The sequence below is a fragment of the Erwinia sp. Leaf53 genome, assembly GCF_001422605.1.
GTDB lineage: Bacteria > Pseudomonadota > Gammaproteobacteria > Enterobacterales > Enterobacteriaceae > Erwinia.
In genome coordinates this window covers 17,445-41,669 of sequence record NZ_LMLK01000007.1, presented here as the reverse complement: position 1 = coordinate 41,669, position 24,225 = coordinate 17,445, and the positions used below count along the sequence as shown (strand labels likewise).

Sequence of the window (24,225 nt, the reverse complement as noted above, 5' to 3'; positions counted from 1 at the left end):
ACGATAATTACGTGTATAATGCGCGGTAACTTTTTCGGACATTCGTCGCTGACGACGTTGGGGTGCATTAACCGCCCCGATTTTTAGCTTATTAAGGTGATTCAAACATGGGATTCAAATGCGGTATCGTGGGCCTGCCAAACGTTGGTAAATCCACCCTGTTCAATGCGTTAACCAAAGCGGGTATCGAAGCTGCTAACTTCCCGTTCTGTACCATTGAGCCGAATACCGGCGTGGTGCCAATGCCTGATTCACGTCTGGACCAGCTGGCGGAGATCGTTAAGCCACAGCGCATCCTGCCGACCACCATGGAGTTCGTCGACATCGCTGGCCTGGTAAAAGGGGCGTCGAAAGGTGAAGGCCTCGGCAACCAGTTCCTGACCAACATCCGCGAAACCGAAGCCATCGGCCACGTGGTGCGCTGCTTCGAGAACGACAACATTATCCACGTGAATAACAAAGTGGATCCGGCCGACGATATTGAGACCATCAATACCGAGCTGGCGCTGTCTGACCTCGACACCTGTGAACGCGCCCTGCAGCGCGTGCAGAAAAAAGCCAAAGGCGGCGATAAAGACGCCAAAGCCGAACAGGCCGCGCTGGAGAAGTGCCTGCCGCACCTGGAGAAAGCCGGCATGCTGCGCGCGCTGGACCTGAGCGAAGATGACAAAGCGGCGATCCGCTACCTGAGCTTCCTGACCCTGAAGCCAACCATGTATATCGCCAACGTGAACGAAGACGGTTTTGAAAACAACCCGTACCTCGATATCGTGCGCGCTATTGCTGCAGAAGAAGGCTCCGTAGTGGTACCGGTGTGTGCCGCCGTCGAGTCTGATATCGCCGAGCTGGAAGACGGCGACCGCGAAGAGTTTATGGCCGAGCTGGGCATTGAAGAGCCGGGCCTGAACCGCGTGATCCGCGCCGGCTACGCCCTGCTGAACCTGCAGACCTACTTCACCGCCGGCGTTAAAGAAGTGCGTGCCTGGACCATCCCGGTCGGTGCCACCGCGCCACAGGCCGCGGGTAAAATCCACACCGACTTCGAGAAAGGCTTTATCCGCGCCCAGACCATCGGCTTTGACGACTATATCGCCTGCAAGGGCGAGCAGGGTGCCAAAGAAGCCGGCAAAATGCGTTCAGAAGGGAAAGACTACGTCGTGAAAGATGGCGACGTGATGAACTTCCTGTTTAACGTGTAATCCGTTTAACGATTTCAAAACGTTTCGTACGGGACGATTGAATTGTTGAAAGTAAAGCCGCATCCGGATGCGGCTTTACTGTTTTATGACCTGAAAAGCTGATTCCTCAAGTCACTGACTGTAATTAGCGGGGGACTTTATGCCGGGCTTTCGCAAAGCGAGCGTTAATGCTTCCAGCGTTTTCCTCAATAAACAACGTGCGGGCAAATGCGCTGACCGGTTTTACGGAACGGTAACACTCAAGCACCCTGGTGGTAAAATCAGTTTTACGGCGAAACCCTAAAGTCTTAATAAACTCAAGCATGATTCCTCCCGTTGATATCGCTTTTAATATTTATCCGCCAGATATCGCTAATTTTTGCCTTCTGCAATTATCATGAAAATGCGCCTTTTCTCCAGTTCCAGAAATCTTTGATTGCACGTTAGGGTGTTCTGACGAGGAGATCCCTTCAGAACGGGCTCAATCCTTTGCACGGCGTTATCCGTAAGAATGCTCAGGCAATTATCGCGGTTTAACGTCCTCGTCTCTCAGTCCGCTATATACCGCCTCACGCAAATCCGTCACAAACTGACCGTCCATGCCCTCATACAGCGTATTGGTCAGCGCCACCACGCTTAGCCCCTGCGTACGGTCGACAAACCATGAATGGCCGTAAACGCCGCCCCAGCGCCAGGAACCGTTGGAGAGCGGCATCCCGGTCATGCCGGCATCACGCACCACGGCAAACCCGAGGCCAAAGCCAAAACCAGGCATCTCCGGCAGCTCACGGCCGCAGGTGTGATCGCGTTCCATCTCCTTCACCAGCGCCTCCGGCAACAGCTCGCCGCGGCCTGCGCGCAGCGCTTCCAGCAGCCGCAATACATCGCCGGCGGTACCGGCCATGCCCGCACCGCCGGAAGGATACGCACTGGCATTAAAGATGCGCGCCGGGCTGAAATGCACGCCTTCCGTAACCTCGTCAAAAGGCACGCGTTCGCCTTCCGCCAGCCGGTGCGGCTGCGGCGTGTCATTCACGTAGGGCACGGCAACGCGCAGCGGATCGCGGGCGATAAAGGCGCTATCGCTCATGCCCAGCGGGCCGGTCACCAGCTGTTCGACCGCCTGCGGCAATGGCACGCCCTGCACGGCGGCGATCAGCGCGCCCAGCACGTCGGTGGCCAGCGAATAGTTCCAGTTGCTGCCCGGTTGATAAGGTAGCGGCACGCTGGCGATACGGCGTAGGTTCTCAGCAAGGCTCACGTCGGACGCATCCAGCCCGTCAGAGACGCCGGCCCGCGCATAATCCTGCCCGCCTGCCGCCTCGGAAAAGCCATAGTTCAGGCCAGCGGTATGGCTGAGCAGCTGGCGGGCGGTAATCGTCGCCGGATGCCCGTCCGCCAGAGTGGGCCGGAACTCCGGCAGCCAGCGTTCGACGGGGGCATCAAGCTCAAGTTTGCCCTGCGCCACCAGCACCAGCGCTGCGGCAGAAACGATCGGTTTGGTGACAGAGGCCAGGCGGAACACCGTATCCAGCGCCATCGGCCTGCCGTTTTCACGGTCGGCCAGCCCGAAAGCCTGCTGGTAAATCAGCTTGCCGTGACGCGCCACCAGCACCACCGCGCCAACCAGCCGCTGGTCGGCCTGCGCCTGCTGGATCACCGCACTGACCGTACTGGTCAGTGAAGCCGGTGTGCTACCCTGCGGCAGCGGCTGAACAAAATGGGTCATGATTGATTACCTCTTAAATCAGTCGTGCCATGACAGTAGAAAGTTCAGCACAGAAGAACAACCGGCCAGACGTTCCATTTTGTGCGGTGATCCCGGCAGTGATGACACCTTCCGCCCGGAGGGACGCATTATTTCTCGGGATAACCCTGTAACAGCTTCACGGTACTGACCTGATCGGCATCACGGCAATATTGTTGAATCCACCTGCGCAGAAGGAGGCTGAATTTAGCAGAGTACGGTACATCACCGCCTGCCAGCTGTTCTTGTTATTGTCACAGGCTGATTCCCAGCGATCTTTAAGATACTTTTCCACTCCTCGTTGCCCTTTACGCTTAAACAGCCGTTGCAGGGTTAATTTTTCCCGTGACATCGCCGATGCAGCATGCGTTGCATAGAGATTATCAATACCCAGTGTTCTGAGGTGATAACGCATTCTCTGACGTAATGCGAAACGTTGAGGCACGTTATCATTAACATAAAAAACCAGCGCCGGAGAAGCTCCACCTTTCAGGCTGGCGGAAAGCCAGACAATATCATGCAGTCTGTCGAAAAAAGGATGGAAGGTTTGATTTTCTTTATCACTGTTTACCGTATCCAGTTTAGCTTTATTACACTCAATACAAGCCGGGTAGAGATTCACCCGCGAAATGGCATACTGAGGATAATGTGCTTTTGGCAGATAGTGATCGAGTGTTCCCACCAGTCGCTGGCTGCACAACGGGCAGAGATCACCGATGGCCGAATCCCGGATACGTGTATAGATAACATTACCGCTTTTACTTTTGTACAGACGGTTTTTATACAGCTTTTCCATTTCATCTTTGGTCATCGTCTGGGTAAAGGCTTTTTTTAATACCGGCAATGTGTTCAGTGATGCCGTCTTTCCCTTAATGCGGTAAATTGTGTCAAAGAACGTCACACTATCGCAAAAGTCTTCTTTTCTCAGCAGTAACTTGAACTTATCACCCTCCTTGATACAGGAAAAAATATCAAAAGGATTATCCTCAGGCAGCGGTAATTCGTACATTACAGGCCCCCGTTTAGTCATCGCTCAGTGCAATAAGAATGGCGACAGCTTCACTGCCCAGTTCCCCACCCGTCCGATCCATAACTCTATCGAAGCTGCGATACCTGGCGACCAGCCGATTAATCACCTTGACGTAACCGGTACGATCTAATTCCAGATGAAAAGCCGAATGAGTCAGCACCGAGACATTCTCACCAAAGGTTTCGTTATCAGGTCGCCGGGCGCGAATCGCATCACCTGTGCGTCTGAGTACCGTTACACAACGTCGTGGCGTTTCCTGCAGCACTACCGGCGAGTGGGTCGCCACGATGGCCACACCATTGCAGGATTTCAGCAGGGCAGAAATCAGACGCATTAGCGCCGATAACAGCGGCGGGTGCAGGTGGGTCTCAGGTTCGTCAATCAACAGCAGGGTTTTCTCTTCAATCACTTCCACCAGTTTAAACACACTGAGTATCACAATTTTATGCCCTGAACTCAGACGTTCAAATACCTCAGCGGCGGCCTGCAAATCTTCAGCGGCATCCAGCAGATGATCAAAGGGTAATTCTGCCAGTAATGGGTCATAACACAGATGTTCCAGGCAATCTTTGAGCAGGCTCTTTTTAGGTTCGTAGCGACAGGCTTTCAGGCTGTCACTGAACTCGTTGAAAAAATCCTGCTCTGTTTTACCGATGGTTACCGGCTTGTCCTCAAGATACATCACCTTTTTTGAACCGATATAGCTGTAGGTGACGTCATTATTTTTATCCAGCGTTATAATCGGTTTTGTTTCGAATTTCTCAAATGAACCAAAGGACATGGCTACTACGTTGGCAAAGGTTCCGCCGGAATGGTTGATCACTTGCCTGCTGCTGTCCCGCTGACGTCCGGTAACAAGATCAGAGATATCACGCAAAATAGTCGATTTGCCGACACCATTACTGCCGATAATCGCATGGATATTGCTGGGCAGAACCGAGTTTTGGTCAACAGAAAATTCGATGCTGATTTTTTCATTTTCGTGATTAACGTAAGAGAAAATGAATTCTGACAGTTGCCGTGCCCCTGCAAGTATGCGGCTAAAGTGGCCCTCAATGGTCGCAGTGGAAACATAACGTTGAAGCGAATCGGTCATCGCCTCACTGTTTTTATTTCTGAAATAGAGCTGCGGATTAAAGACGATATCATTCAGGCTGGTCAGAATACTTTCTCTCAGCTCAGGGCTGAGAGACATGATTTTCTCATAATATTCAGCATGCTGCCCTAACGAATAACAAAACCCCGGTAAGCGGTTGCTTTTCGTATCCAGCAGCGGGCGTTTATCCTGCAGATAATCTAACGGGCAACCTATTTTCAGATATCCCAAATCATGCCTTTTTGCCAGCCAGTCATAATACACCGCATAATACTTAGTATTAAACACGCCCCAGTCATCCCAGTTATCTTCCAGCAACAACAGAGTGCCTGGCTCTGGATCAAAATTGTGTTCATTTTTTTTAACAACATGCAACGTCAGTGACATAATCCCTCCATGATAAACGTCGTTTAATTTGCGTTAAGGCGCAATTAGTTCAACTTTTCTTTAGACTGAAATAATGAATAAAAATCTACCCTGTGTCAATTTCCGAGTTCATCTCAGGACGTCAGAAAAAAAGAGAAAAAATAGCTAGTAAAACAGCGATACAACGCTAATCTCCCTGTACCTGCGTACCAGAAAACGGAGAATGGATGTTAACCTCACAAACCCGCCAGAAATTCGCCATTTACGGCCTGATGTTTTTGCCCGGCTTCACCTGGGCTTCATGGGTCAGCCGCACGCCGGTGATGCGCGACTCGCTCAGCGCCACCACCGAGATGATGGGGCTGATCCTGTTTGGTTTCTCCTGCGGGTCGATGTTCGGCGTATTTATCACCGGCAAGCTGATCGCCTGGATTGGCACACGGCGCAACATTTTATACGGCATTCTGGTGCTGCTGGCGGGCGTGGTTACCCTGATGCTGGGTCTTGAAGAGCAGAGCCGGGCGCTGACCTTTATCAGCCTGATGTTGCTCGGTGCGGGCACCGGCATGGTTGATATCGTGGTCAACGTTGAAGGTGCGGCGTTTGAGCAGACGCTGAGTAAGTCGATCATGACCGTCATCCACGGCTTCTTCAGCCTCGGCACGCTGGTCGGCGCGCTGGCGGGCATGGCGATGACCGCGCTGGATATCTCAACCCTGTATCATTTCACCGGCGTGCTGGCGGTGATCGTCGCCATGACCGCCATCGTGCTGCGCCACTTCCCGACCGCCAGCGCCCAGGCGCACGCCGACAATCCGCCGACCGGCAGCTTCACCGCTCAGGTGATGCGCGAGCTGCGCGACCGTCAGCTGTTGATCCTCGGCGTGGTAATCCTCGCGATGGCGCTGGCCGAAGGTTCGGCCAACGACTGGCTGCCGCTGATTATGATCGACGGCCATAATCTCGGCCACACCGCCAGCACCCTGGTTTACGTCGGCTTCACCGCCGGGATGACCGCCGGGCGTTTTCTCGGTGGTTATCTGGTCGACCGGCTCGGCCGCGTATGGATGCTGCGCGCCAGCGCGGTGTCGGCGGCGGTTGGGCTGGTGATTGTAATCTTCGTTGACCAGCCGTGGCTGGTCGGTGCGGCTGTGCTGTTCTGGGGCATTGGTGCGTCGCTCGGCTTCCCGCTGACCGTTTCCGCCGCCGCAGAAGGCGGCAACAGCGCGGTGCGGGTGACCATTGCCGCCACTCTGGGCTACTTCGCCTTCCTCGTTGGCCCGCCGTTCCTCGGCTTCCTCGGCGAGCACGCCGGCCTGCGTCTGGCGATGCTGCCGGTGCTGGTGATGGTGCTGCTGGCGCTGTTCTGCTCGGGTTCGGCGAAAAAGGCGCAGACGGCCTGACGGCAGGTTAACTGGCGGGCGCGGGCTGTTTATCCCTCGCGCCCGCAGCCGGGTATCAGGTACACAGTCCCCACAGGGTTGATACGGTGCCCACCGCTTTCAGAGCACAACATCCGTAGGGTGCCCGAAAATCACGCAACCGCCTGCGGATGCCACTGCCGTTTGCCATCAAGCGCATCGAATCAAAGGGGTCAACGCGTGTTGTACGGCTCAGTCAGCGGCAGTAGGTGGTTCAGCCGTACTTTTGCTGGTGTTTTTTCTTCCGCGCCAGATAGTCCTTATCCTCGCGTAGCCTGTCCCAGCAGGCCTTAAACACCGCGGCAGCGGCTGCCTTCTCTTCATTGAGTTGATAAGGCAGGATCTTCTTATCCGCATCGTACTTGCGCCCGCCCGGATGATTGGCATAACGGCGGGCGCGGGTGTAGCCCATCTGAATAAATTTGCGAGCCATATCCATGCCGACGAAATCATCCTGCTCACGATACTGTTCGAACAGCTGCATGATTTTTTTCGACGACTGTTCGGCTGCTGCGACATCCTTAAAACGCCAGTAAGGCAGGATCTCACTTTTATAGGGTTCGACCATTAATACCCCCTGTTCGCCGCGCCCGACCTGATAGCGTTGCGGATCCCTGCGGAAGTCGATCTGTTTAAAGTCCTGCTGGTAATCAAACGCCTTCATGCCCAGGCTCCTTTCGTCCATACCGTTAATGTGCCGCTGTCTGTTCAGTGCCTCCGTAAGCCTGGCACAAATCCGCTGATGCCCCACCCTGGCAGGATGTTGAACATTACCTCTGCGCCAGGCTTATCGGAGGGCTCGGGCTGGCCATGGTGTCGTCTGGGGGGGCGCTTCGGAGTCTGCGCCTGGCTTATCGGRGGGCTCGGGCTGGCCATGGKGTCGCTGGGGGGTCGCTTCGGAGTCTGCGCCTGGCTTATCGGAGGGCTCGGGCTGGCCATGGTGTCGCTGGGGGGTCGCTTCGGAGTCTGCGCCTGGCTTATCGGGGGGGACATCCGGAACGCGGACACGCTGTAAATACGTCCCTGTACGCTCGGCGCCGCGCATCCCTGCGCGTCGACGGTCCGCTTATCCGGATGTCCCCCCCGATTGCCCTCTGTCTCTTTTGTCGCTGCCTCAAAACCTATCTATCAGCAATCGGCATATGAAATCCACCACTGACTGCAACACAATTGCATGACTATTTACCTGAGTAGAAAGCTACACCGTTAACAGCAACGCAAGTGCCCGTAAGGGAGGCCGTTGGTGAACAGGTTAGCCGGGCGTATGCCGCAGGACGCGGCATCCGAGCCTACACGGAYGTATTTACGGCGTCCCGGCGTTCTGTCACCAACGGCCGAACCCGGCACCCAGACAAAAAGCGATGCCCTTRATACAGCAACGCAAATGCCAGCAAGGGAGGCCGTTGGTGAACAGGTTAGCCGGGCGTATGCCGCAGGACGCGGCATCCGAGCCTACACGGACGTATTTACGGCGTCCCGGCGTTCCAAACCCGGCACCAGGACATACAGCGGTGCCCTTACTTACTACAGCAGTTCCGTTATCGCCTCTGCACTGAGCTGAACCAGCCCGGTTACCCCATAGTGGTAGCCGGTTTTAGCGTGGCGAATGCGGATTTCACGGATGTGCGGATTCGGGCTGGCGTCCAGCATCTGCCGGGTCAGCGGCAGAATCGCATCGCCGTAATCCTCAAACAGCTCACCGGTGGCAATCACCAGGCGGATATTGTGGATCGGTGCCGTACAACAGATGGCGAAAAACAGCGCTTCGGCAGTGCGCTGCACGCCGGCGGCGCGATCGTCCCCGGTGACGTTAAACGCCTGCTCGATCCCCCCCGGCCAGGGCAGGTGCACAATCTCCGGGTAAAAACCGTTCTCCCCGAGCCCAGGCACGCCGTGGGTGCTGTAGCCATAGCCGAGGCTGCCGAAACCCGGCATAAAGGCGACGTAAGACTCCCCCTGTGAACGCTTCGCCAGCAGCGAGTTGGTACAGTGGGCGATATTGTAGATACGGGTGACAATCCCGGTAGCCGCCTCAATCAGCGCCCTGAGGTTCACGTGGGTTTCGCGAAACAGCGGACAGTAGCGCACCACGCCGGTGTCCTGCTCAATTCCGCCCTGCAGCGCCAGGCTTACCACTCTGACCCGCGAGCGTGCCACACGGGGGACGGCACAGAGCGCGGCAATGGTCGCTTCGGTAAAGGCCACCAGCTCATCGGGGGCCAGCCGCGCGGGCAGCAGTATCTGATGGCTGGCGAGGGGGGCGGCCTGGGTCTGATAATCGTTAAGCGTGGCCTGCAGGCTACTCTTGCGCAGCATAATGTTAATGCTGAACAGGCTGCCGGACTTCACCGCCAGCCTCTGCTGCGGGCGGCCAAAGGTCACGTCGGCCATTTCCCGCTCCTCAATCAGCCCCTCGGCCAGCAGCTGTGCGGTCAGCTTGGTAATGTAAGCTTTGGTCACGCCAAGCCGCCGGGTCATCTCCGCCCGTGAAGCGTTTTCGCTGTGCAGGATGTTGAGGATCTGCTTCTTATAATCCACGTAAAAGTGCCTTAGCCTGTCCGGTTGCTTTGATCCCGCTAATCATAGCACTGCGACAGGCGGCTGGCTTTTGGTCACTCAGAGAAATTGCGCGGGGTGGTGAGGCAATCTGGCCGGGCAGGCGATTACTTCACCGTCACAATTATCCGCCGGTATGAGGTCAGCGACGGTTTGCCGTTATCGGTTACCGCGAGGATCAGATGCTCCGTGCCCGGACGCAGCGCTTTCACCTCAGCCTGTTCACCGCCGTTGTTACCCAGCGACAGCACCGCAGGCGCGTTCAGCCGGTCTTCACCCATGGTGCCCTGCAACGCATCCAGCGCCACCGGCGTTGAAATCGCTGAGGTGGCTTCCGGGTAGCGGAACCAGTTGTAGCTGAGTTTATCGCCGTCAGGATCTTTACTGCCTGCCGCATTCAGCGTCATCACGTCACCGGCCTTCGCCGTCAGCCTCAGCACCTGCTGACTGCTGTCGCCGTTGACCACCACCTGCGGATTATGGTTAACCTGCTCAAACGGCTTGATCCCCCACTGCATTCGCGCCGCGAAATCATGCTGGAACGCCTCACGCCAGCGCCAGATCGTTGCCTGGTTAGAGGTTACCGTTTTTCCGTCAGCGCCGGTCACCGTATCCGCACCGTTCGGGCTGCCGGGATAGAAATCGCCGCCGCTGGTCCAGACTGGCCGGGATTCATGCAGCGGCTGGCGCACGATATAACGCCCGCCCCAGCCGCCCCAGCCGGGGTTCTGCTCGCTGTTCAGGCCGTTACGGATCAGGCCGAGAAATGCCGGGGTATCGCCTTCCATAATAAACATATACTTCAGATAGCCTTTGCCCATCGGCCCCTGGCTGCGGATGTGCTGATCCAGCCAGTGCTGCGACACGGTGGTGAAATCAGCGCCACTGCCGTTGCGGTAGTACATATCGCCGCTGATCCCGGTCCAGGTGGCACGCGCATAGTCCTCACCGCTCTGGCTGGACGGGTCGACGATATAGGTTATCTCCGGGTAGTGTTCCCGCACCCAGCTGCCCGCATCGTCCTGGTCGGAGATGGAGTAAACGATCAGGTTGCGGGTCAGCGCGCGCACCTGCTCCGCCGTCTGCTGCTGCGACAGATCCTGCAACGCCTGCGCCAGAGTATTGGCCCCGCCCCACAGGTTGATATACAGCGGTCTGGCGCTATCCGTGCTGCGCTCAATGGCCTTCAGCAGCAGCGCGGAACCGTCGGTGGCTTTACCCGCACCGGTTGCGGCCATGCCGTAGCTGGCCTGCCCGGGGGCGATCAGCGTCTGCAACTGCGCCACCGCCGGATAGCCCGCTGCGTGTTTCAGCAGGTTCGGCTGCACTTCGCCATAGTGCCCGACCACCAGCTTAATCATATCGGTGTGCACTTTTTCCTTCTGCCAGGTGCTGGTGGTCGCCACCAGCCCTTCCACCTGCATCTCGTTGGCGTACAGCAGGAAACGGGTCAGCGACATCTGGTCGTCCGGCTCGTTACCGATGTCGGTCAGCACAAAGACGCGCGGTTTCTGCTGGTACGGCAGCACCTTCCCGGCCAGCGCCTGGATCGTCGTTTCCGCCTGCACGGTGACCGGCATCGCCGCCACCAGCGAGCCGCACAGCGCGGCCAGCAAGGTTATTTTCATTGTTACTGTCTGCTTCTTCGCCATCACTTTCCCGTTTCCCTGTTGTTGCGCGTAGCGCCTGAATCACCGGCGTTCAACATAGTTAACCAAGGAAACAAAGTAAAAATAATTGGGCTGTTTTTGTGATATGGGTTGGATTATTCCTACGACACTACTTTACAAAGAATAACTTGTATCCAGCCCGCTAACCCTTATCATAGCGCGCACTGACTCAATGAGATCCTTAATGCGCACGCGACACACTCACGCCAGATGGCTTCTGCTGATTACCTGCCTGATCATGGCCCTGTGCCTGATCCAGCGGTCGTGGCTGCTGCGTGATGCACCCGGTGAAACGTCGCCGCAGGCGCAAACCCTGTCGGCTGTGTCAGCCACCGGGGCGTCGGTGCAGCAGGATCTCACCGTAAGTGGTAAACCCTGTGAGCTCAGCGCCCAGTCACTGTTGGGCGCGCAACCGCTATTCTTCGATAGCGCGATCCCCGTACTGATCTCCTTCCTGCTGCTGCTCGCCGTGTTCAGCGAACTGCGGCTCGAAATCTGGCGGGACAAACCCGACCCTCTTCCCCGATCCCGAATCCATCTGCAAAACTGCGTTTTCCATGAATAAATAACGGCCTTTATTTCATTTAAGGTCAAAAAATTTCACTGGAGAAAATAGAATGTTAGCTACCATCAGGGGTGTATTCCTCCTGTTGCTGCTGTGCGCCGGTATTGCGCAGGCGGCAGACACAGGCTGGATGCAGACCCCACAAAATACTCACGCCCGCGTTCGTATCAGCGCGGAACAGAATCAGAACAGCGTTAACGCACTGCTGCAGGTTGAACTGGCCCCCGGCTGGAAAACCTACTGGCGTTCACCCGGCGCGGGCGGCGTTGCGCCGGCAATTAAGTGGAGCGGCGACACCCGCGCGCAGTGGTTCTGGCCAACCCCGCAACGTTTCGATATCTCTGGGATCAGCACCCAGGGCTATGACCGGCAGGTAACGATCCCGCTGGTTATTGAGCACAGCGGGACCGCACCGCTGTCCGGCACCCTGACGCTGTCTACCTGCAGTAACGTCTGCGTGCTCACCGACTATCCGTTTACCCTCGATCTCAATCAGGGGGCCGACGCGCAGTTTGATCGCGCATTCAGCGACGCCATGGCAACCATCCCTGCTCAGGACGGGGTAACCCAGGAAGTCAGCGCGCGCCAGCAGGGCGACCAGCTGCTGATCACCGCCCGTACGTCCGACAACTGGCAGCTGCCGTCGGTCTATTTTGATCCGTTAAGCAACGGCGTTACGCCAGGTGAACCCACGCTTGAGGTGAACGGCAGCGAGCTGACCGTGAAGGTGCCGGTCACCGACGAATGGGGCGAAGGGGCAGGCAACCTGAGCGGTGAACCGCTCTCAATGGTGATTGCCGACGGCGACAAAGCACAGTACGTAACGGCGACGATTAACCAGGGTGACGCGACTGCCGGAACGCAGCCCGCCGCCGCCGGTTCACTCTGGGCCATGCTGCTTATGGCGCTGGCCGGGGGGTTGATCCTCAACCTGATGCCGTGCGTGCTGCCGGTGATGGGTATGAAGCTCGGTTCGGTGCTGAGCGCCGGTGCCGATCGTCAGCGCATCCGCCTGCGCTTCCTGCTGACCACCGCCGGGATCCTGACCTCGTTTGCCGTACTGGCCGCGCTGGTCACCGCGCTGAAGCTGAGCGGCATCACGCCGGGCTGGGGCACCCAGTTCCAGAACCCGTGGTTTATCGGCTTCCTCGTTGTCGTTTCGTTCCTGTTTGCGCTCAGCCTGCTGGGGCTGGTACAGCTGCTGTTACCGTCCGCGCTGAACAACCGGCTGGCGACGGCCGGTGGCAACTCGCTGTCCGGCAGCTTCTATGAAGGAGCATTCGCCACGCTGATGGCAACCCCGTGCTCCGCGCCGTTCCTCGGTACCGCCGTCGCCTGGGCGTTCTCGGCCTCACTGCCTGAGATGTGGCTGATTTTCCTGACGCTGGGGCTGGGTATGAGCCTGCCGTGGCTGCTGGTAGCCCTCGTTCCACGCGTGGCGCTGTGGCTGCCTAAGCCTGGTCGCTGGATGAATACGCTGAAAGTGCTGCTGGGACTGATGATGTTCGGCTCCAGCCTGTGGCTGGTTACGCTGCTGAGCAGCCATACAGGACCAACGGTGGTCGCGGTGATTTCGCTGGTGATGGTCTGGGTGACGCTGGAAGCCTTACTGAAAACCCAAGATAAAACGCATCGTGGTGCCCTGCTGCTCACCGCCGTGCTGGCCGCCGCCGGTGGCTGGCAGATCCATGCGCTGGTCGATCCGACCTATGTGAATGAAAAAACCAGCCGCAGTGCCGCCATCAACTGGCAGCCACTGAGTGAAGAGGCGCTGAGCCAGGCACTGGCCGCCAATAAAAAAGTGTTTGTCGATGTATCAGCGGACTGGTGCATCACCTGTAAGGTTAACGAACTGCGCGTTCTGAAGCGTCCTGAAGTGATCGAGGCACTGAATCAGCCCGACGTAGTGGCGCTGCGCGGTGACTGGAGCCAGCCTTCGCAGGCCATCAGCGACTTTTTGCAAAAGCGTAACGCTTACGCTATTCCATTTAATCAGGTGTATCAGCCCGGCGACGATCGCGGCCATACCCTACCCACGCTGCTGGATACCTCCGGTTTGCTTGATGCACTAAACAAGAGCAATTAATGATGAAAAAACTTATCCTTGCCACGCTGCTTTTCTCCGCCTCACTGCAGGCGGCGGCCCCCTTCACCGCGGAACAGGAAGCGCGTATTCAGGCGCTGGTGCAGGAAACCCTGCTCGCCAACCCGCAAATTCTGGCGCAGGTGGCGGAAAAACTGAATCAGCAGAACACGGCAGCCAGTGATGCACAGTTCCGCAAAACGCTGCAGGAGAACCATGACGCCCTGTATAACGATGCCAACTCACCGCGCATCGGCGCAAAAAAAGCCGACCTGACGCTGGTGGTGTTCAGCGACTATAACTGCCCGTACTGCAAAAAATTCGATCCCTACATGGAAAAGATCGTGGAGAAGTACCCCAACGTCGCCGTGGTGATCAAGTTCCTGCCCTACCGCTCGGAAAGTTCGCTGACCTCAGCACGCGATGCGCTGACGCTGTGGAAACAGCAGCCCGATCAGTTCCTTAAGTTTAACAAGGTGCTGATGTCTAAGGTCGGCTACCACGATGACGCCAGCATCGCTGCGGCGAAGAAGAAAGCCGGTGTCAGCCTGACCAAAGCCGATGAGCAGAGCAGGCAGACCGTTGAACAGAGCCTGGCGCTCGCCGAAAAGCTGGGCATTCAGGGCACACCGGCCACGCTGATTGGCGATCAGATGCTTTCCGGCTGGGTGCCATATGAGCAGTTTGAAGCGATGGTTGGCGAAGCGCTGAAGAACGCGAAATCATAATCTTAGCGGCAGGCGTTAGGCGCCTGCCGGGCAAACGGAGTGAATTATGCCTTACCGGTATCTGACTTTGCTCACGGCTCTGCCGCTGATGGCCGGGGCCAGCGAAACGCTGCCCCCGGCCGTGCAGCACATTGAGAAACAGGGCATCACCATTATTAAAGAGATTAAAACACCGGGCGGGCTGCGCAGCTGGCTCGGTGAGTATCAGGGGACCGGGGTGAATATCTGGCTGACGCCGGACGGTCAGCACGCCATTTCCGGTTATCTGTACGATGCCGAGGGTAGTAACCTCAGTGAGCAGGTGATTACCCGTGAGCTGTACGTGCCTCAGGGGCGTGAACTGTGGAAAAAACTCAGCGCAACGGCGGGGATCCGCGAAGGTAACCCGGCGGCAAAACGCCAGGTGGTGGTATTTGCCGACCCGTTCTGCCCGTACTGTAAGCAGTTCTGGGCCGCCGCCCAGCCGTGGCTGAAATCCGGCAAGGTACAGCTCAATACGCTGCTGGTGGCGGTGATGAATCCGCAAAGCGGCCCCCACGCTGCCGCGATCCTGAACGCCGCCGATCCGGCTAAGGCATGGAGCGACTATGAGCTTTCCAACGGAAAAACGCTGCCGCCGTTCCCGGAACAGACGCCGAAGGCGATTTTCAACGCCCTGCAGTATCACCAGCGGCTGATGGACGAAACCGGCGCCAACGCCACCCCGGCTATCTACTATATGAATGAAAAGCAGGAGCTGCAGCAGGTGGTCGGCATGCCGACGGAACAGCAGCTGCAGGCGATGTTTGGCGAGAAGTGATTGCTGAAAAAACGGCACTCTCAGTACGCTGAAACAGAACGTTTGCTTAGCGGTCCTGCGACTTACGGATTATATCAGCGGTTATAGCGTAACAGAGAAGCACTCTGCGTCCAGCAGGGTGAAACTGAACTGACGCTGCGACGAGCAGATCACCTGCCGATCGCGGGTAACGAAAATGGCCTCAATTTCCGGCTGATCTTTAAGACATCTCAGACCCTGCTCCACGCCCATGCCATACAGCAGCGTGGTCCAGATATCGCCGTCGATCGACTGGTCTGAGATTACCGTCACACTGAGCAGTTCGTTATCCAGCGGATAACCGTTTTGCGGGTCAAGGATATGGTGATAGCGGCGGCCATTCAGCTCAAAATAGCGTTCATAAACACCCGAGGTCACCACCGATTTTCCGCTGACCGAGACTACACCGATCGGTTCGCCTTCGCTGCCATACGGCCGCCTCAGGCCAACCCCCCACGGCTGCCCGGCACTGTTGCCCAGCGTCTGCACGTTGCCGCCCAGATTGATCAGCGCATCCACCACGCCCTGCTGGCGCAGATAATCACGCACCACGTCGGCGATATAGCCTTTGGCAATTGCGCCGAGGTCGATTTCCATCCCGGCCTGCGGCAGAAACACCGAGCGGGCGGCCGGATCAAGCACCACCTGACGGGCATCCGTCAGCTTCAGCAGCGCGGTAACGTCGGCCTGCGGCGGCACGCTGTTGCCCTGAAAGCCGATTTTCCAGCGCTTGACCAGCGGGCCGATGGCGAAGTTAAAGGCGCTGCCGGGCAGCACGCTGACCTGGTGTGCCCGCGCGATCAGGTTGAACACCGGCTGACTGACCTGCACCGGGTACTGACCGGCCGCCAGATTGACCGTCATCACCTGGGACAGCGCGGTGCGGTCCGCAGCGGCATCCGGCAGCGGACGGTTAACGGTCAGCAGGTTCTCCTGCTGTTTAATCAGCCGAAAAACGTTGCGGGCCAGCGGCTCGTCCGGCTGCGGCAGCTTTAGCAGGATCGGCGACCCCATCATGACAGCCTGGTAGGCGTAGAATCCCGGTTGTGACATTGTCACGTCTCCAGTAAAAAAGGCAGGGAGTTCTCCCTGCCTGTATGCGGCGTTAGCGTCAGATAATATGCTGTGCACATTCCTTCAGACAAGCGCACGGGTTGCACCGGTTTACTTCATGCCGCCAGCCCCGCTCATACGCCAGACTCACTAAGCAGGGTTAGCAACTCAGCAACTAAGCCTGCGCCCCCTGCCTGGCAAACGCCGCCGCGTTCCGCCCGGAGAGGATACCGAAGATAATAATATCCGCCACCGCGTTTCCGCCGATGCGGTTAGCGCCGTGAATGCCGCCGACCACTTCACCAGCGGCCCAGGCCCCCGGGATCACCTGCTGCTGTGCATCCAGCACCGCGGTATCGGTATTAATGGTCACGCCGCCCATGGTGTGGTGCACGCCGGGGGCGATGCGGATGGCGTGGTACGGGCCCTGATCCAGCGGGTGGCGCAGCGCGGTAGTACGGCCAAAGTCTGCATCGTTCTGCAGCTCAACGAAGCCGTTATAGCGTTCCAGCGTGCTCTGCAGGCTGGCCTTGTCCATATTCAGCTTCACCGCCAGCTCGTGCGGCGTTGGCGCGGAGATCACAAACCCTTTGGCGATATACTCATCGGCGGCCTTATTGTTGCGCCGCACCTGGTCGTCAAAGACGATCCACGCGCTCTTCTCCGGCAGGGCGATAATCTCAGCCGATACCTTATCGCGGGTCTCCATTTCGTTACAGAAGCGCTGACCGGCCTGGCTGACCAGGATCGCTCCGCCGCCGCGAATCGCCTCAGAAACGAGGTAAGAGGTGGTCTGCTCAACGGTCGGGTGGATCTGAATTTCGCCCATATCCACGGTGCCGGCGCCAATCTTCTGCAGCATGGCAATGCCGCTGCCGGTCGCCCCTTTATGGTTGGTGGTAACAAAACCGTCCAGCTCCGGCCGGTACTTCACCACCATCTCACGGTTGGCGCTGAAGCCGCCGGTGGCAACAATCACGCTTTTAGCATTCAGGATGCGGCTGTCGTTATATTCGTCCACCACCTTCACGCCGCAGACCGCGCCGTTCTCGGTCAGGATCTCCTCGACCGAGGTCTCCAGCAGCACCTCGATATTGCGCTGGTTAACGTTCTTGACCAGGCCGCTAATCAGGAAGCCGCCGACCGCCGAACGGTCCGCCGGGCGGTGGGTGCGGTCAATGCTCATGCCGCCGGTAATGGTAATATCGTTCAGCTCGATGCCGTTGCCCGCCAGCCACTCAATGGCCTCCGGCGCCAGGTTGACGAACTCGCGCAGCAGCTGCGGGTTGTTTTTAAACTTGCCGCCCTTCAGCGTCTCGTCATAAAACAGCTCTTTGCTGTCCTCAATACCTTTCAGCTTCTGGAAGCGGGTTTCTGCCGCGTTCATGCCCACCGAAGCTTTAATGGTGTTACCGCCGATGGTCGGCATCTTCTCGATAATCACCACGTGCGCCCCGGCGTCGCTGGCCTGAATCGCCGCCGCCAGCCCACCGCCGCCGCTGCCGATCACCACCACATCGTAGTTCTGCGGCGCCTGCGGGTTACCGCCCTCTTCAATCACGTGCTCTTTGCTGGAGGTGGTCATCGCGCGGGAAACGGCTTTTTTCAGCGCCTCGCTCTGGGTGGTCGCCCCGGTAATCGCATCGACGTGCGGGCTGTTGGCCACCAGCATACGGTTACGCAGGCTCTCGAAGGTGCTGGTAAAATCGACGTCCAGCGAGTCGTCCGGCACCAGGGTAATATCGGTGATACGGTCAGTATCCAGCGTGACGTTGATTTTCAGCTTCAGCGCTTCGGCTTCCACCTTCTCCTGATAGACGCCGGCCTTGTATTTACGGCCACCGACGCTGACGTCGCGGATCATCGCATCGACCAGCGAGAAGCGCCACAGCGGTTCGGGAATGTTCAGCTCTTCACGGCGGGTGCTGTCGATAAACAGCTCCAGATGGTCGTTATTGATAATCCGGTCGGCCCAGTCCGGGTAGGCGATACAGGCTTTACCGATCGCCACCAGATCGTAACCGTGTTCCAGCGCGCTTTCGGCATCAGCCTTGTTGATCACCCCGCCCACGCCGATCACCGGCACCTGCGCCAGCCGCGCCGAGCGCTCGGCCAGGTAACGGGTGATCAGCGGCGTCGGGTCATCGCGATCGACAATCGACGGGCGCAGCAGCTGGCCGACCGAGAAGTGCACGTAGTCCAGCCCCTTTTCAGCCAGCTTATCCAGCAGGAACAGGGTGTCGTCGAAGCGGATGCCCGGCACCTCAATCTCTTCCGGCGAGAAGCGGTAGCCGATAATAAAGTCGGCGTCGGCAAAGCGTTGCGCCATTTTATGGGTGATATCCAGCACCGCCAGCGGGAAACGTGCGCGGTTATCGCGGCTGCCGCCCCACTGGTCGTCACGCTGGTTGGAGTTCGGCGAGAAGAACTGCTGGATCAGGTAGGTATTAGCGCCGTGGATCTCCACGCCGTCGAAGCCGGCCTTAATGGCGCGGTTTACCGCATCACCAAATTTGGTGATCATCACTTCGACCTCTTCACCGCTCAGCGCGGCGGGCACGGTGGCCCCGGCACGCGGCGCGGCAATGGCGCTCGGTGCCACCGGCGTGCGGCCGCCGATCAGCTCCGGCTCGACCATGCGGCCGCCGTGGTAAATCTGCAGAATCGCCTTCGAGCCGCGCGACTGGATCGCCTCGGCGATACGCGCCAGGCCAGGAATTTTGTTATCGCTGTCGATGGCGATGGCGCCGGGGAACGCCGGGCCTTTGGCATCGATAAAACAGCACTCGACGATCACCGTGCCGATGCTGCCGGCGCGGTCGCGATAGTAGTCAACCAGTTCGCGGGTCACCGAGCCATCGTGAAAGCCGGTACAGGTGGTCATCGGTGCCATCAGCAGGCGATTTTTCAGCACGGCACCGTTAGGAAGTGTGAGTGGGTTCAGGACTGGGGTGAGCGTACTCATGAGGTGAACTCCAAATTAAACGTTTTGAATTCTTTTGCAAGCGCCAACTTTTTCAAGTGGTCAGACAACATGGAATTAATATACCCGTTTACATGGCTTAATTGCTATTAATTTAGTAATTCGCTGCGTTAAAAAACAGACGTTATTTAATTGAAGAAGGAAGGTGATCGCCAGACACTGATTGTTAACCAGGCATTGACAAAAATCAACTTTTCATTTACAAGATAAATAATCCCTTCGTGATCATAACGTTAAATTCATGCACTGGACTTGTCGTGCAGGGCGACTACAGTTAAGTGGGTCAAAATCTCACTGTAAGAAAATCCTTACTATTTAAATGATGACGATTTAACGCAAATAAAAGCTCAGCCCGATTTTTATTGATCCAGATCAAACTTCTTATTTACGGAAGTCGCATCATATTCACATAAAGCCAATATCGTCAGATGTGCTAAGACACAAACGATAACCCAGGCAGATGCTCAGGTTAAGTAACCGGACGATTACAAAAAGCACCTGTCATGCCGGGGCGCAAAACGATTCTTCTCAACGTGCAGATAAAAACTATGAAAACAACAGTGATAAATGACCCGCGCAAGGCGCAAGCCTCACCGGGCGCAAAGAAACACCTGCTGATGCTGTTCCTTCCGGTACTGGTCGCGGTACTGCTGCTGCTGGTGCCGGTTCCCGCCGGGCTGGAACCCTATGCCTGGCACTTCTTCGCCATCTTCGTTGGGGTGATTGTCGGGCTGATCTTTGAACCGCTGCCCGGCGCGGTGATCGGCCTGACCGGGGTGGTGATTATCGCCCTGTTCAGCCAGTGGCTGCTGTTCAGCCCGGCCGAGCTGGCCGATCCGAAGTTCAAAACCGCCACCCAGGCGTTTAAGTGGGCGGTGAGCGGCTTCGGTAACTCGACGGTGTGGCTGATCTTCGGTGCCTTTATGTTCGCCGCCGGCTACGATAAAACCCAGTTTGGCCGCCGGCTGGCGCTGATCCTGGTGAAATATCTTGGCCGCCGCAGCCTGACGCTCGGTTACGCGATTACCTTTGCTGACCTGCTGCTGGCCCCGTTCACCCCGTCGAACACCGCGCGCAGCGGCGGCACCATCTACCCGATTATCGCCAACCTGCCGCCGCTGTACGGTTCCAAACCGAACGACCCGAGCGCGCGTAAAATTGGTTCTTATCTGATGTGGGTGGCGATCACCGCCGCCTGTATCACCAGCTCGATGTTCCTCTCGGCGCTGGCCCCGAACCTGCTGGCGCTGGCGCTGGTGAAAAGCGTGGTCGGCTTTGATATCTCCTGGGGCATGTGGTTCCTCGCCTTCCTGCCGCTTGGCCTGCTGCTGCTGCTGACCATGCCGCTGCTGGCTTACTGGCTTTACCCGCCGGAAGTGAAGTTCAACGACGAAGTGCCACGCTGGGCGGTCAGCGAGCTGGAAAAACTCGGCCGCCTGAGCCGCAACGAGATCCTGCTGCTGGTGTTTGTGGTATCGGCGCTGCTGATGTGGATCTTCGCTACCGCGTGGATTGAACCGGCGATGGCCGCGCTGCTGGTAGTGGTGCTGATGCTGTGGACCGGCGTGCTGAACTGGAACGACATTACCAGCAACAAACCGGCCTGGAACACCTTCGCCTGGTTCGCCACCCTGGTGGCGCTGGCGGACGGCCTGGCCCGCGTTGGCTTTATCGCCTGGCTGGGCAAAGAGGGCGGCGAGCTGCTGCAGGGCTATGACCCGCAGGTCTCCGCGGTGGTGCTGATGATCGCCTTCTACCTGCTGCACTACCTGTTCGCCAGCACCACCGCGCATACCACCGCGCTGCTGCCGGCGATGCTGACCATCGCCGCCGCCATCCCGGGCATCAATATGCCGGTGTTCTGCCTGATGATGTGTACCTCACTGGGCGTGATGGGCATTATCACCCCGTACGGCACCGGCCCGAGCCCGATTTACTACGGCAGCGGCTATCTGCCAACCAAAGACTACTGGCGTCTGGGCACCATCTTCGGCCTGCTGTTCCTGGTGCTGCTGATGCTGATTGGCTACCCGTGGATGGTGTTGATGTTCTGATTCGTCCAATCGGAGATGAAGATGTTGCGTTAGTGTTATATCATCCTTTCCCGCCGCCCCTCCCGTGGGGCGGCACCATAAAAATAAACTGCATTTCCATTTAGCCTGAACCGCAGCGGACTCCGTGCGGCTGCGGCTGATTAAGTGAGCAAACCATGTCAAACAAAGCGTTTTACTATCAAAACCCGTTTCCCCTCGCGAAAGAAAAAACCGAATACTATCTGCTGAGCAAAGAGCACGTCTCAGTCGCCGAGTTTGACGGCCAGCCGGTGCTGAAGGTCGAACCACAGGCGCTGACCCTGCTGGCGCAGCAGGCGTTCCACGATGCCTCGTTTATGCTGCGCGCCTCCCATCAGCGCCAGGTCGCCGCGGTGCTGGCCGACCCGGAAGCCAGCGAAAATGATAAGTACGTGGCGCTGCAGTTCCTGCGTAACTCCGAAATTGCCGCCAAAGGCGTGCTGCCCACCTGCCAGGACACCGGCACCGCGATTATCCTCGGCAAGAAAGGCCAGCGGGTGTGGACCGGCGGCGGCGACGAAGCGGCGCTGTCACAGGGGGTGTATAACACCTACCAGACCGATAACCTGCGCTACTCGCAAAATGCCGCGCTGGATATGTACAAAGAAGTGAATACCGGCACCAACCTGCCGGCGCAGATCGACCTCTACAGCGTCGATGGCGAAGAGTACAAATTCCTCTGTATGGCCAAAGGCGGCGGCTCGGCCAATAAAACCTACCTGTATCAGGAAACCAAAGCGCTGCTCAGCCCCGGTAAACTGCTGGCGTACCTGACCGAGAAGATGCGCAGCCTCGGCACCGCCGCCTGCCCGCCCTACCATATCGCCTTTGTGATTGGCGGCACTTCCGCCGACAGCACGCTGAAAACGGTGAAGCTGGCCGCCACCCACTACTACGACGAACTGCCGACCGAAGGTAACGAACACGGCCAGGCGTTCCGCGACACAGAGCTGGAGCAGCAGCTGCTGCTGGCCGCGCAGCAGCTCGGCCTCGGCGCACAGTTCGGCGGCAAGTACTTTGCCCACGATATCCGCGTGGTGCGTCTGCCGCGCCACGGTGCCTCCTGCCCGGTGGGCATGGCGGTCTCCTGCTCGGCCGACCGTAATATCAAGGCGAAAATTAACCGCGACGGCATCTGGATCGAGAAGCTGGAAGAGAATCCGGGGCAGTATATCCCGCTGGAACTGCGCCAGCAGGGCGAAGGCGACGTGGTGCAGGTAGACCTTAACCGGCCGATGAGCGATATCCTTGCGGAGCTGACGAAGCACCCGGTCTCCACCCGCCTGTCGCTGAGCGGCACCATTATCGTGGCGCGCGATATCGCCCACGCTAAGCTGCAGGAGCGCATCGACAGCGGTGAAGGCCTGCCGCAGTACGTCAAGGATCACCCGATCTACTACGCCGGTCCGGCCAAAACGCCGGAAGGCTACGCATCAGGCTCCCTCGGCCCGACCACCGCTGGCCGCATGGACTCCTACGTCGACCAGCTGCAGGCCAACGGCGGCAGCATGATTATGCTGGCCAAGGGCAACCGCAGTAAGCAGGTCACCGACGCCTGCCACAAACACGGCGGCTTCTACCTCGGCAGCATCGGCGGCCCGGCGGCGGTGCTGGCACAGCAGAGCATCAAGAGCCTGGAGTGCGTGGAGTACCCGGAGCTGGGTATGGAAGCGATCTGGAAAATCGAGGTGGAGAACTTCCCGGCGTTTATTCTGGTGGATGATAAGGGCAATGACTTCTTCCAGCAGATTAACGACAGCGCCTGCGGGAAGTGCGTGCGCTAGGTTTTTCAGGCCACCACCGTACTCGCCAGCGCCCGGTACAGCTTCTCCTCCGTCACAGTGAAGGGTAAATGGACGGCGCTGGCAGGCGGGACGTGAATATCGCGGGCGATCTGCCGAAGGATCGCCTGCGGCTCAGGCCCCAGCGCCGTCAGGCTCAGCGGGCTGTTAAAACGTTGCAGCAGTTGCAGTAACTGCGGGTCGGCCACGCCATCATACTCCAGCAGCGACTGGATCAGCAGGCTGTAGCCGACCACTTCACCGTGCAGCAGACCGTGCAGCTGCGGCTGATGGGTCAGCCGGTTGTGGATCTCGTGCGCCACCCCCGCCGTCGGCAGCGCATCCTGAATGCTGTTCGCCAGCCCGGCCAGCACAATACTGGCTTCGATGGTTTTTTCCAGCGCCAGATTAACCCGCTGCTGTGATACCGCCGTCACCGCCCCCTCCCCCCAGCGCAACAGCGCGTCCCGCGCCTGAGCGGCAGCCGCGACCTTAAGCTCCAGCCCCAGCCGGTGCGGGTTCTGCCGCAGGTAAGGGGCAAATTCATACCACTTGGCCAGCGCGTCGACGATCCCCGCCTCAAGATAGCGCACCCCGGCGCGGGCGATTACCTCGCTGTCGGCCAGCGCCAGCAGCGGCAGCTTTTCCAGCAGCACGCTTTTCTGATGGCCGCCGTGGGGATGGTAAATCACCGCATAGGGCGACCAGGCCGCGCAGGTGGCGGCCTGGGTGGCGAAGCAGAATACCGCCACGCCGGGCAACGCGGCACCGGCAGCTTTGCCGCAGTCCAGCACCCGGCCACCGCCGATCGCCAGAATACCCTGCGCCCCCTGCGCCAGCGTGCGCTGCTGCAACCCGGCAATGGCGTCGTCGCTGCACTCGCCGTCAAGATAGTCAAGTTGCCAGCTTATCCCGGCGCGTTCCAGGCTGTGGCTCAGCGCCGGCTCCACCGCCTGCCAGGCACGCGGTGAGGTCAGGATACGCAGCGTGGTGGCATGCGGGCGGATCAGTTCGCCGGTGCGGGCGGTCAGTCCCGCTTCCAGCAGCCACGCCTGTGGCGAAAGAACAGAGAGCATAGG

Annotated in this window: 18 protein-coding genes; 8 read left to right on the top strand and 10 right to left on the bottom strand. The window is 58.3% G+C overall.

Going from position 1 to position 24,225, the window contains the following annotated elements; genetic code table 11:
* Positions 1-107 precede the first annotated feature (107 nt).
* A complete protein-coding gene (gene ychF, locus ASF13_RS07660; protein WP_056234386.1) occupies positions 108-1,199 on the top strand; it encodes a redox-regulated ATPase YchF in 1,092 nt (363 codons plus the stop codon).
* Between the two features lie 124 nt (positions 1,200-1,323).
* Here ychF and ASF13_RS07655 read toward each other — a convergent pair whose 3' ends face one another.
* The 4 genes from ASF13_RS07655 to ASF13_RS07640 all read right to left on the bottom strand — a co-directional run bounded on the left by ASF13_RS07655 (position 1,324) and on the right by ASF13_RS07640 (position 5,438).
* Complete coding sequence (locus tag ASF13_RS07655) at positions 1,324-1,503, bottom strand: hypothetical protein (RefSeq protein WP_056234384.1); 180 nt, start codon at positions 1,501-1,503, stop codon at positions 1,324-1,326.
* A gap of 198 nt (positions 1,504-1,701) precedes the next feature.
* Positions 1,702-2,907, bottom strand: coding sequence for a serine hydrolase (locus ASF13_RS07650; RefSeq protein ID WP_056234381.1), 1,206 nt, complete (start codon positions 2,905-2,907; stop codon positions 1,702-1,704).
* A gap of 157 nt (positions 2,908-3,064) precedes the next feature.
* A complete protein-coding gene (locus ASF13_RS07645; protein ID WP_056234380.1) occupies positions 3,065-3,934 on the bottom strand; it encodes an HNH endonuclease in 870 nt (289 codons plus the stop codon).
* A gap of 13 nt (positions 3,935-3,947) precedes the next feature.
* Complete coding sequence (locus tag ASF13_RS07640) at positions 3,948-5,438, bottom strand: AAA family ATPase (RefSeq protein WP_082502314.1); 1,491 nt, start codon at positions 5,436-5,438, stop codon at positions 3,948-3,950.
* A 206-nt stretch (positions 5,439-5,644) separates the two neighbouring features.
* Here ASF13_RS07640 and ASF13_RS07635 point away from each other — a divergent pair, with 206 nt between their 5' ends.
* A complete protein-coding gene (locus ASF13_RS07635) occupies positions 5,645-6,820 on the top strand; it encodes an MFS transporter (protein WP_056234375.1) in 1,176 nt (391 codons plus the stop codon).
* 232 nt (positions 6,821-7,052) lie between these two features.
* Here the strand turns inward: ASF13_RS07635 and ASF13_RS07630 are convergent, their stop codons facing one another.
* The 3 genes from ASF13_RS07630 to ASF13_RS07615 form a co-directional block, all read right to left on the bottom strand.
* A complete protein-coding gene (locus tag ASF13_RS07630) occupies positions 7,053-7,502 on the bottom strand; it encodes a DUF4385 domain-containing protein (RefSeq protein ID WP_056234371.1) in 450 nt (149 codons plus the stop codon).
* An 860-nt stretch (positions 7,503-8,362) separates the two neighbouring features.
* Positions 8,363-9,376, bottom strand: a complete 1,014-nt coding sequence (locus tag ASF13_RS07620; RefSeq protein ID WP_056234365.1) for a helix-turn-helix domain-containing protein — start codon at positions 9,374-9,376, stop codon at positions 8,363-8,365.
* A 125-nt stretch (positions 9,377-9,501) separates the two neighbouring features.
* Positions 9,502-11,022: a DUF1593 domain-containing protein gene (locus tag ASF13_RS07615; protein ID WP_156365571.1), complete on the bottom strand. Its 1,521-nt coding sequence runs from the start codon at positions 11,020-11,022 to the stop codon at positions 9,502-9,504.
* A gap of 226 nt (positions 11,023-11,248) precedes the next feature.
* On the opposite strand from ASF13_RS07615, the gene ASF13_RS07610 reads away from it, so the two are divergent.
* From ASF13_RS07610 to dsbG, 4 genes are read left to right on the top strand one after another with little or no spacing between them, the layout of a single operon-like run.
* A complete protein-coding gene (locus ASF13_RS07610) occupies positions 11,249-11,629 on the top strand; it encodes a hypothetical protein (RefSeq protein WP_056234359.1) in 381 nt (126 codons plus the stop codon).
* A 52-nt stretch (positions 11,630-11,681) separates the two neighbouring features.
* On the top strand, positions 11,682-13,715 hold the full coding sequence (locus tag ASF13_RS07605; protein ID WP_056234355.1) for a protein-disulfide reductase DsbD: 2,034 nt from the start codon (positions 11,682-11,684) through the stop codon (positions 13,713-13,715).
* Between the two features lie 2 nt (positions 13,716-13,717).
* Positions 13,718-14,440, top strand: a complete 723-nt coding sequence (locus tag ASF13_RS07600; RefSeq protein ID WP_056234353.1) for a DsbA family protein — start codon at positions 13,718-13,720, stop codon at positions 14,438-14,440.
* Positions 14,441-14,486: 46 nt separating this feature from the next.
* Positions 14,487-15,239: a thiol:disulfide interchange protein DsbG gene (gene dsbG / locus ASF13_RS07595; RefSeq protein WP_056234350.1), complete on the top strand. Its 753-nt coding sequence runs from the start codon at positions 14,487-14,489 to the stop codon at positions 15,237-15,239.
* Positions 15,240-15,320: 81 nt separating this feature from the next.
* On the opposite strand, the gene ASF13_RS07590 is transcribed toward dsbG, so the two are convergent.
* Complete coding sequence (locus ASF13_RS07590; RefSeq protein WP_056234347.1) at positions 15,321-16,310, bottom strand: FAD:protein FMN transferase; 990 nt, start codon at positions 16,308-16,310, stop codon at positions 15,321-15,323.
* 175 nt (positions 16,311-16,485) lie between these two features.
* Positions 16,486-19,275 carry a flavocytochrome c gene (locus ASF13_RS07585; RefSeq protein WP_056234345.1) on the bottom strand — a complete coding sequence of 930 codons (2,790 nt, stop codon included), beginning with the start codon at positions 19,273-19,275 and terminating at the stop codon, positions 16,486-16,488.
* 566 nt (positions 19,276-19,841) lie between these two features.
* On the opposite strand from ASF13_RS07585, the gene ASF13_RS07580 reads away from it, so the two are divergent.
* Positions 19,842-21,347 carry a DASS family sodium-coupled anion symporter gene (locus ASF13_RS07580; RefSeq protein WP_056234647.1) on the top strand — a complete coding sequence of 502 codons (1,506 nt, stop codon included), beginning with the start codon at positions 19,842-19,844 and terminating at the stop codon, positions 21,345-21,347.
* 155 nt (positions 21,348-21,502) lie between these two features.
* On the top strand, positions 21,503-23,149 hold the full coding sequence (gene fumA / locus ASF13_RS07575; RefSeq protein ID WP_056234341.1) for a class I fumarate hydratase FumA: 1,647 nt from the start codon (positions 21,503-21,505) through the stop codon (positions 23,147-23,149).
* A gap of 5 nt (positions 23,150-23,154) precedes the next feature.
* Here fumA and ASF13_RS07570 read toward each other — a convergent pair whose 3' ends face one another.
* Positions 23,155-24,222: an iron-containing alcohol dehydrogenase family protein gene (locus ASF13_RS07570; protein ID WP_056234339.1), complete on the bottom strand. Its 1,068-nt coding sequence runs from the start codon at positions 24,220-24,222 to the stop codon at positions 23,155-23,157.
* Between the last annotated feature and the right edge of the window lie 3 nt (positions 24,223-24,225).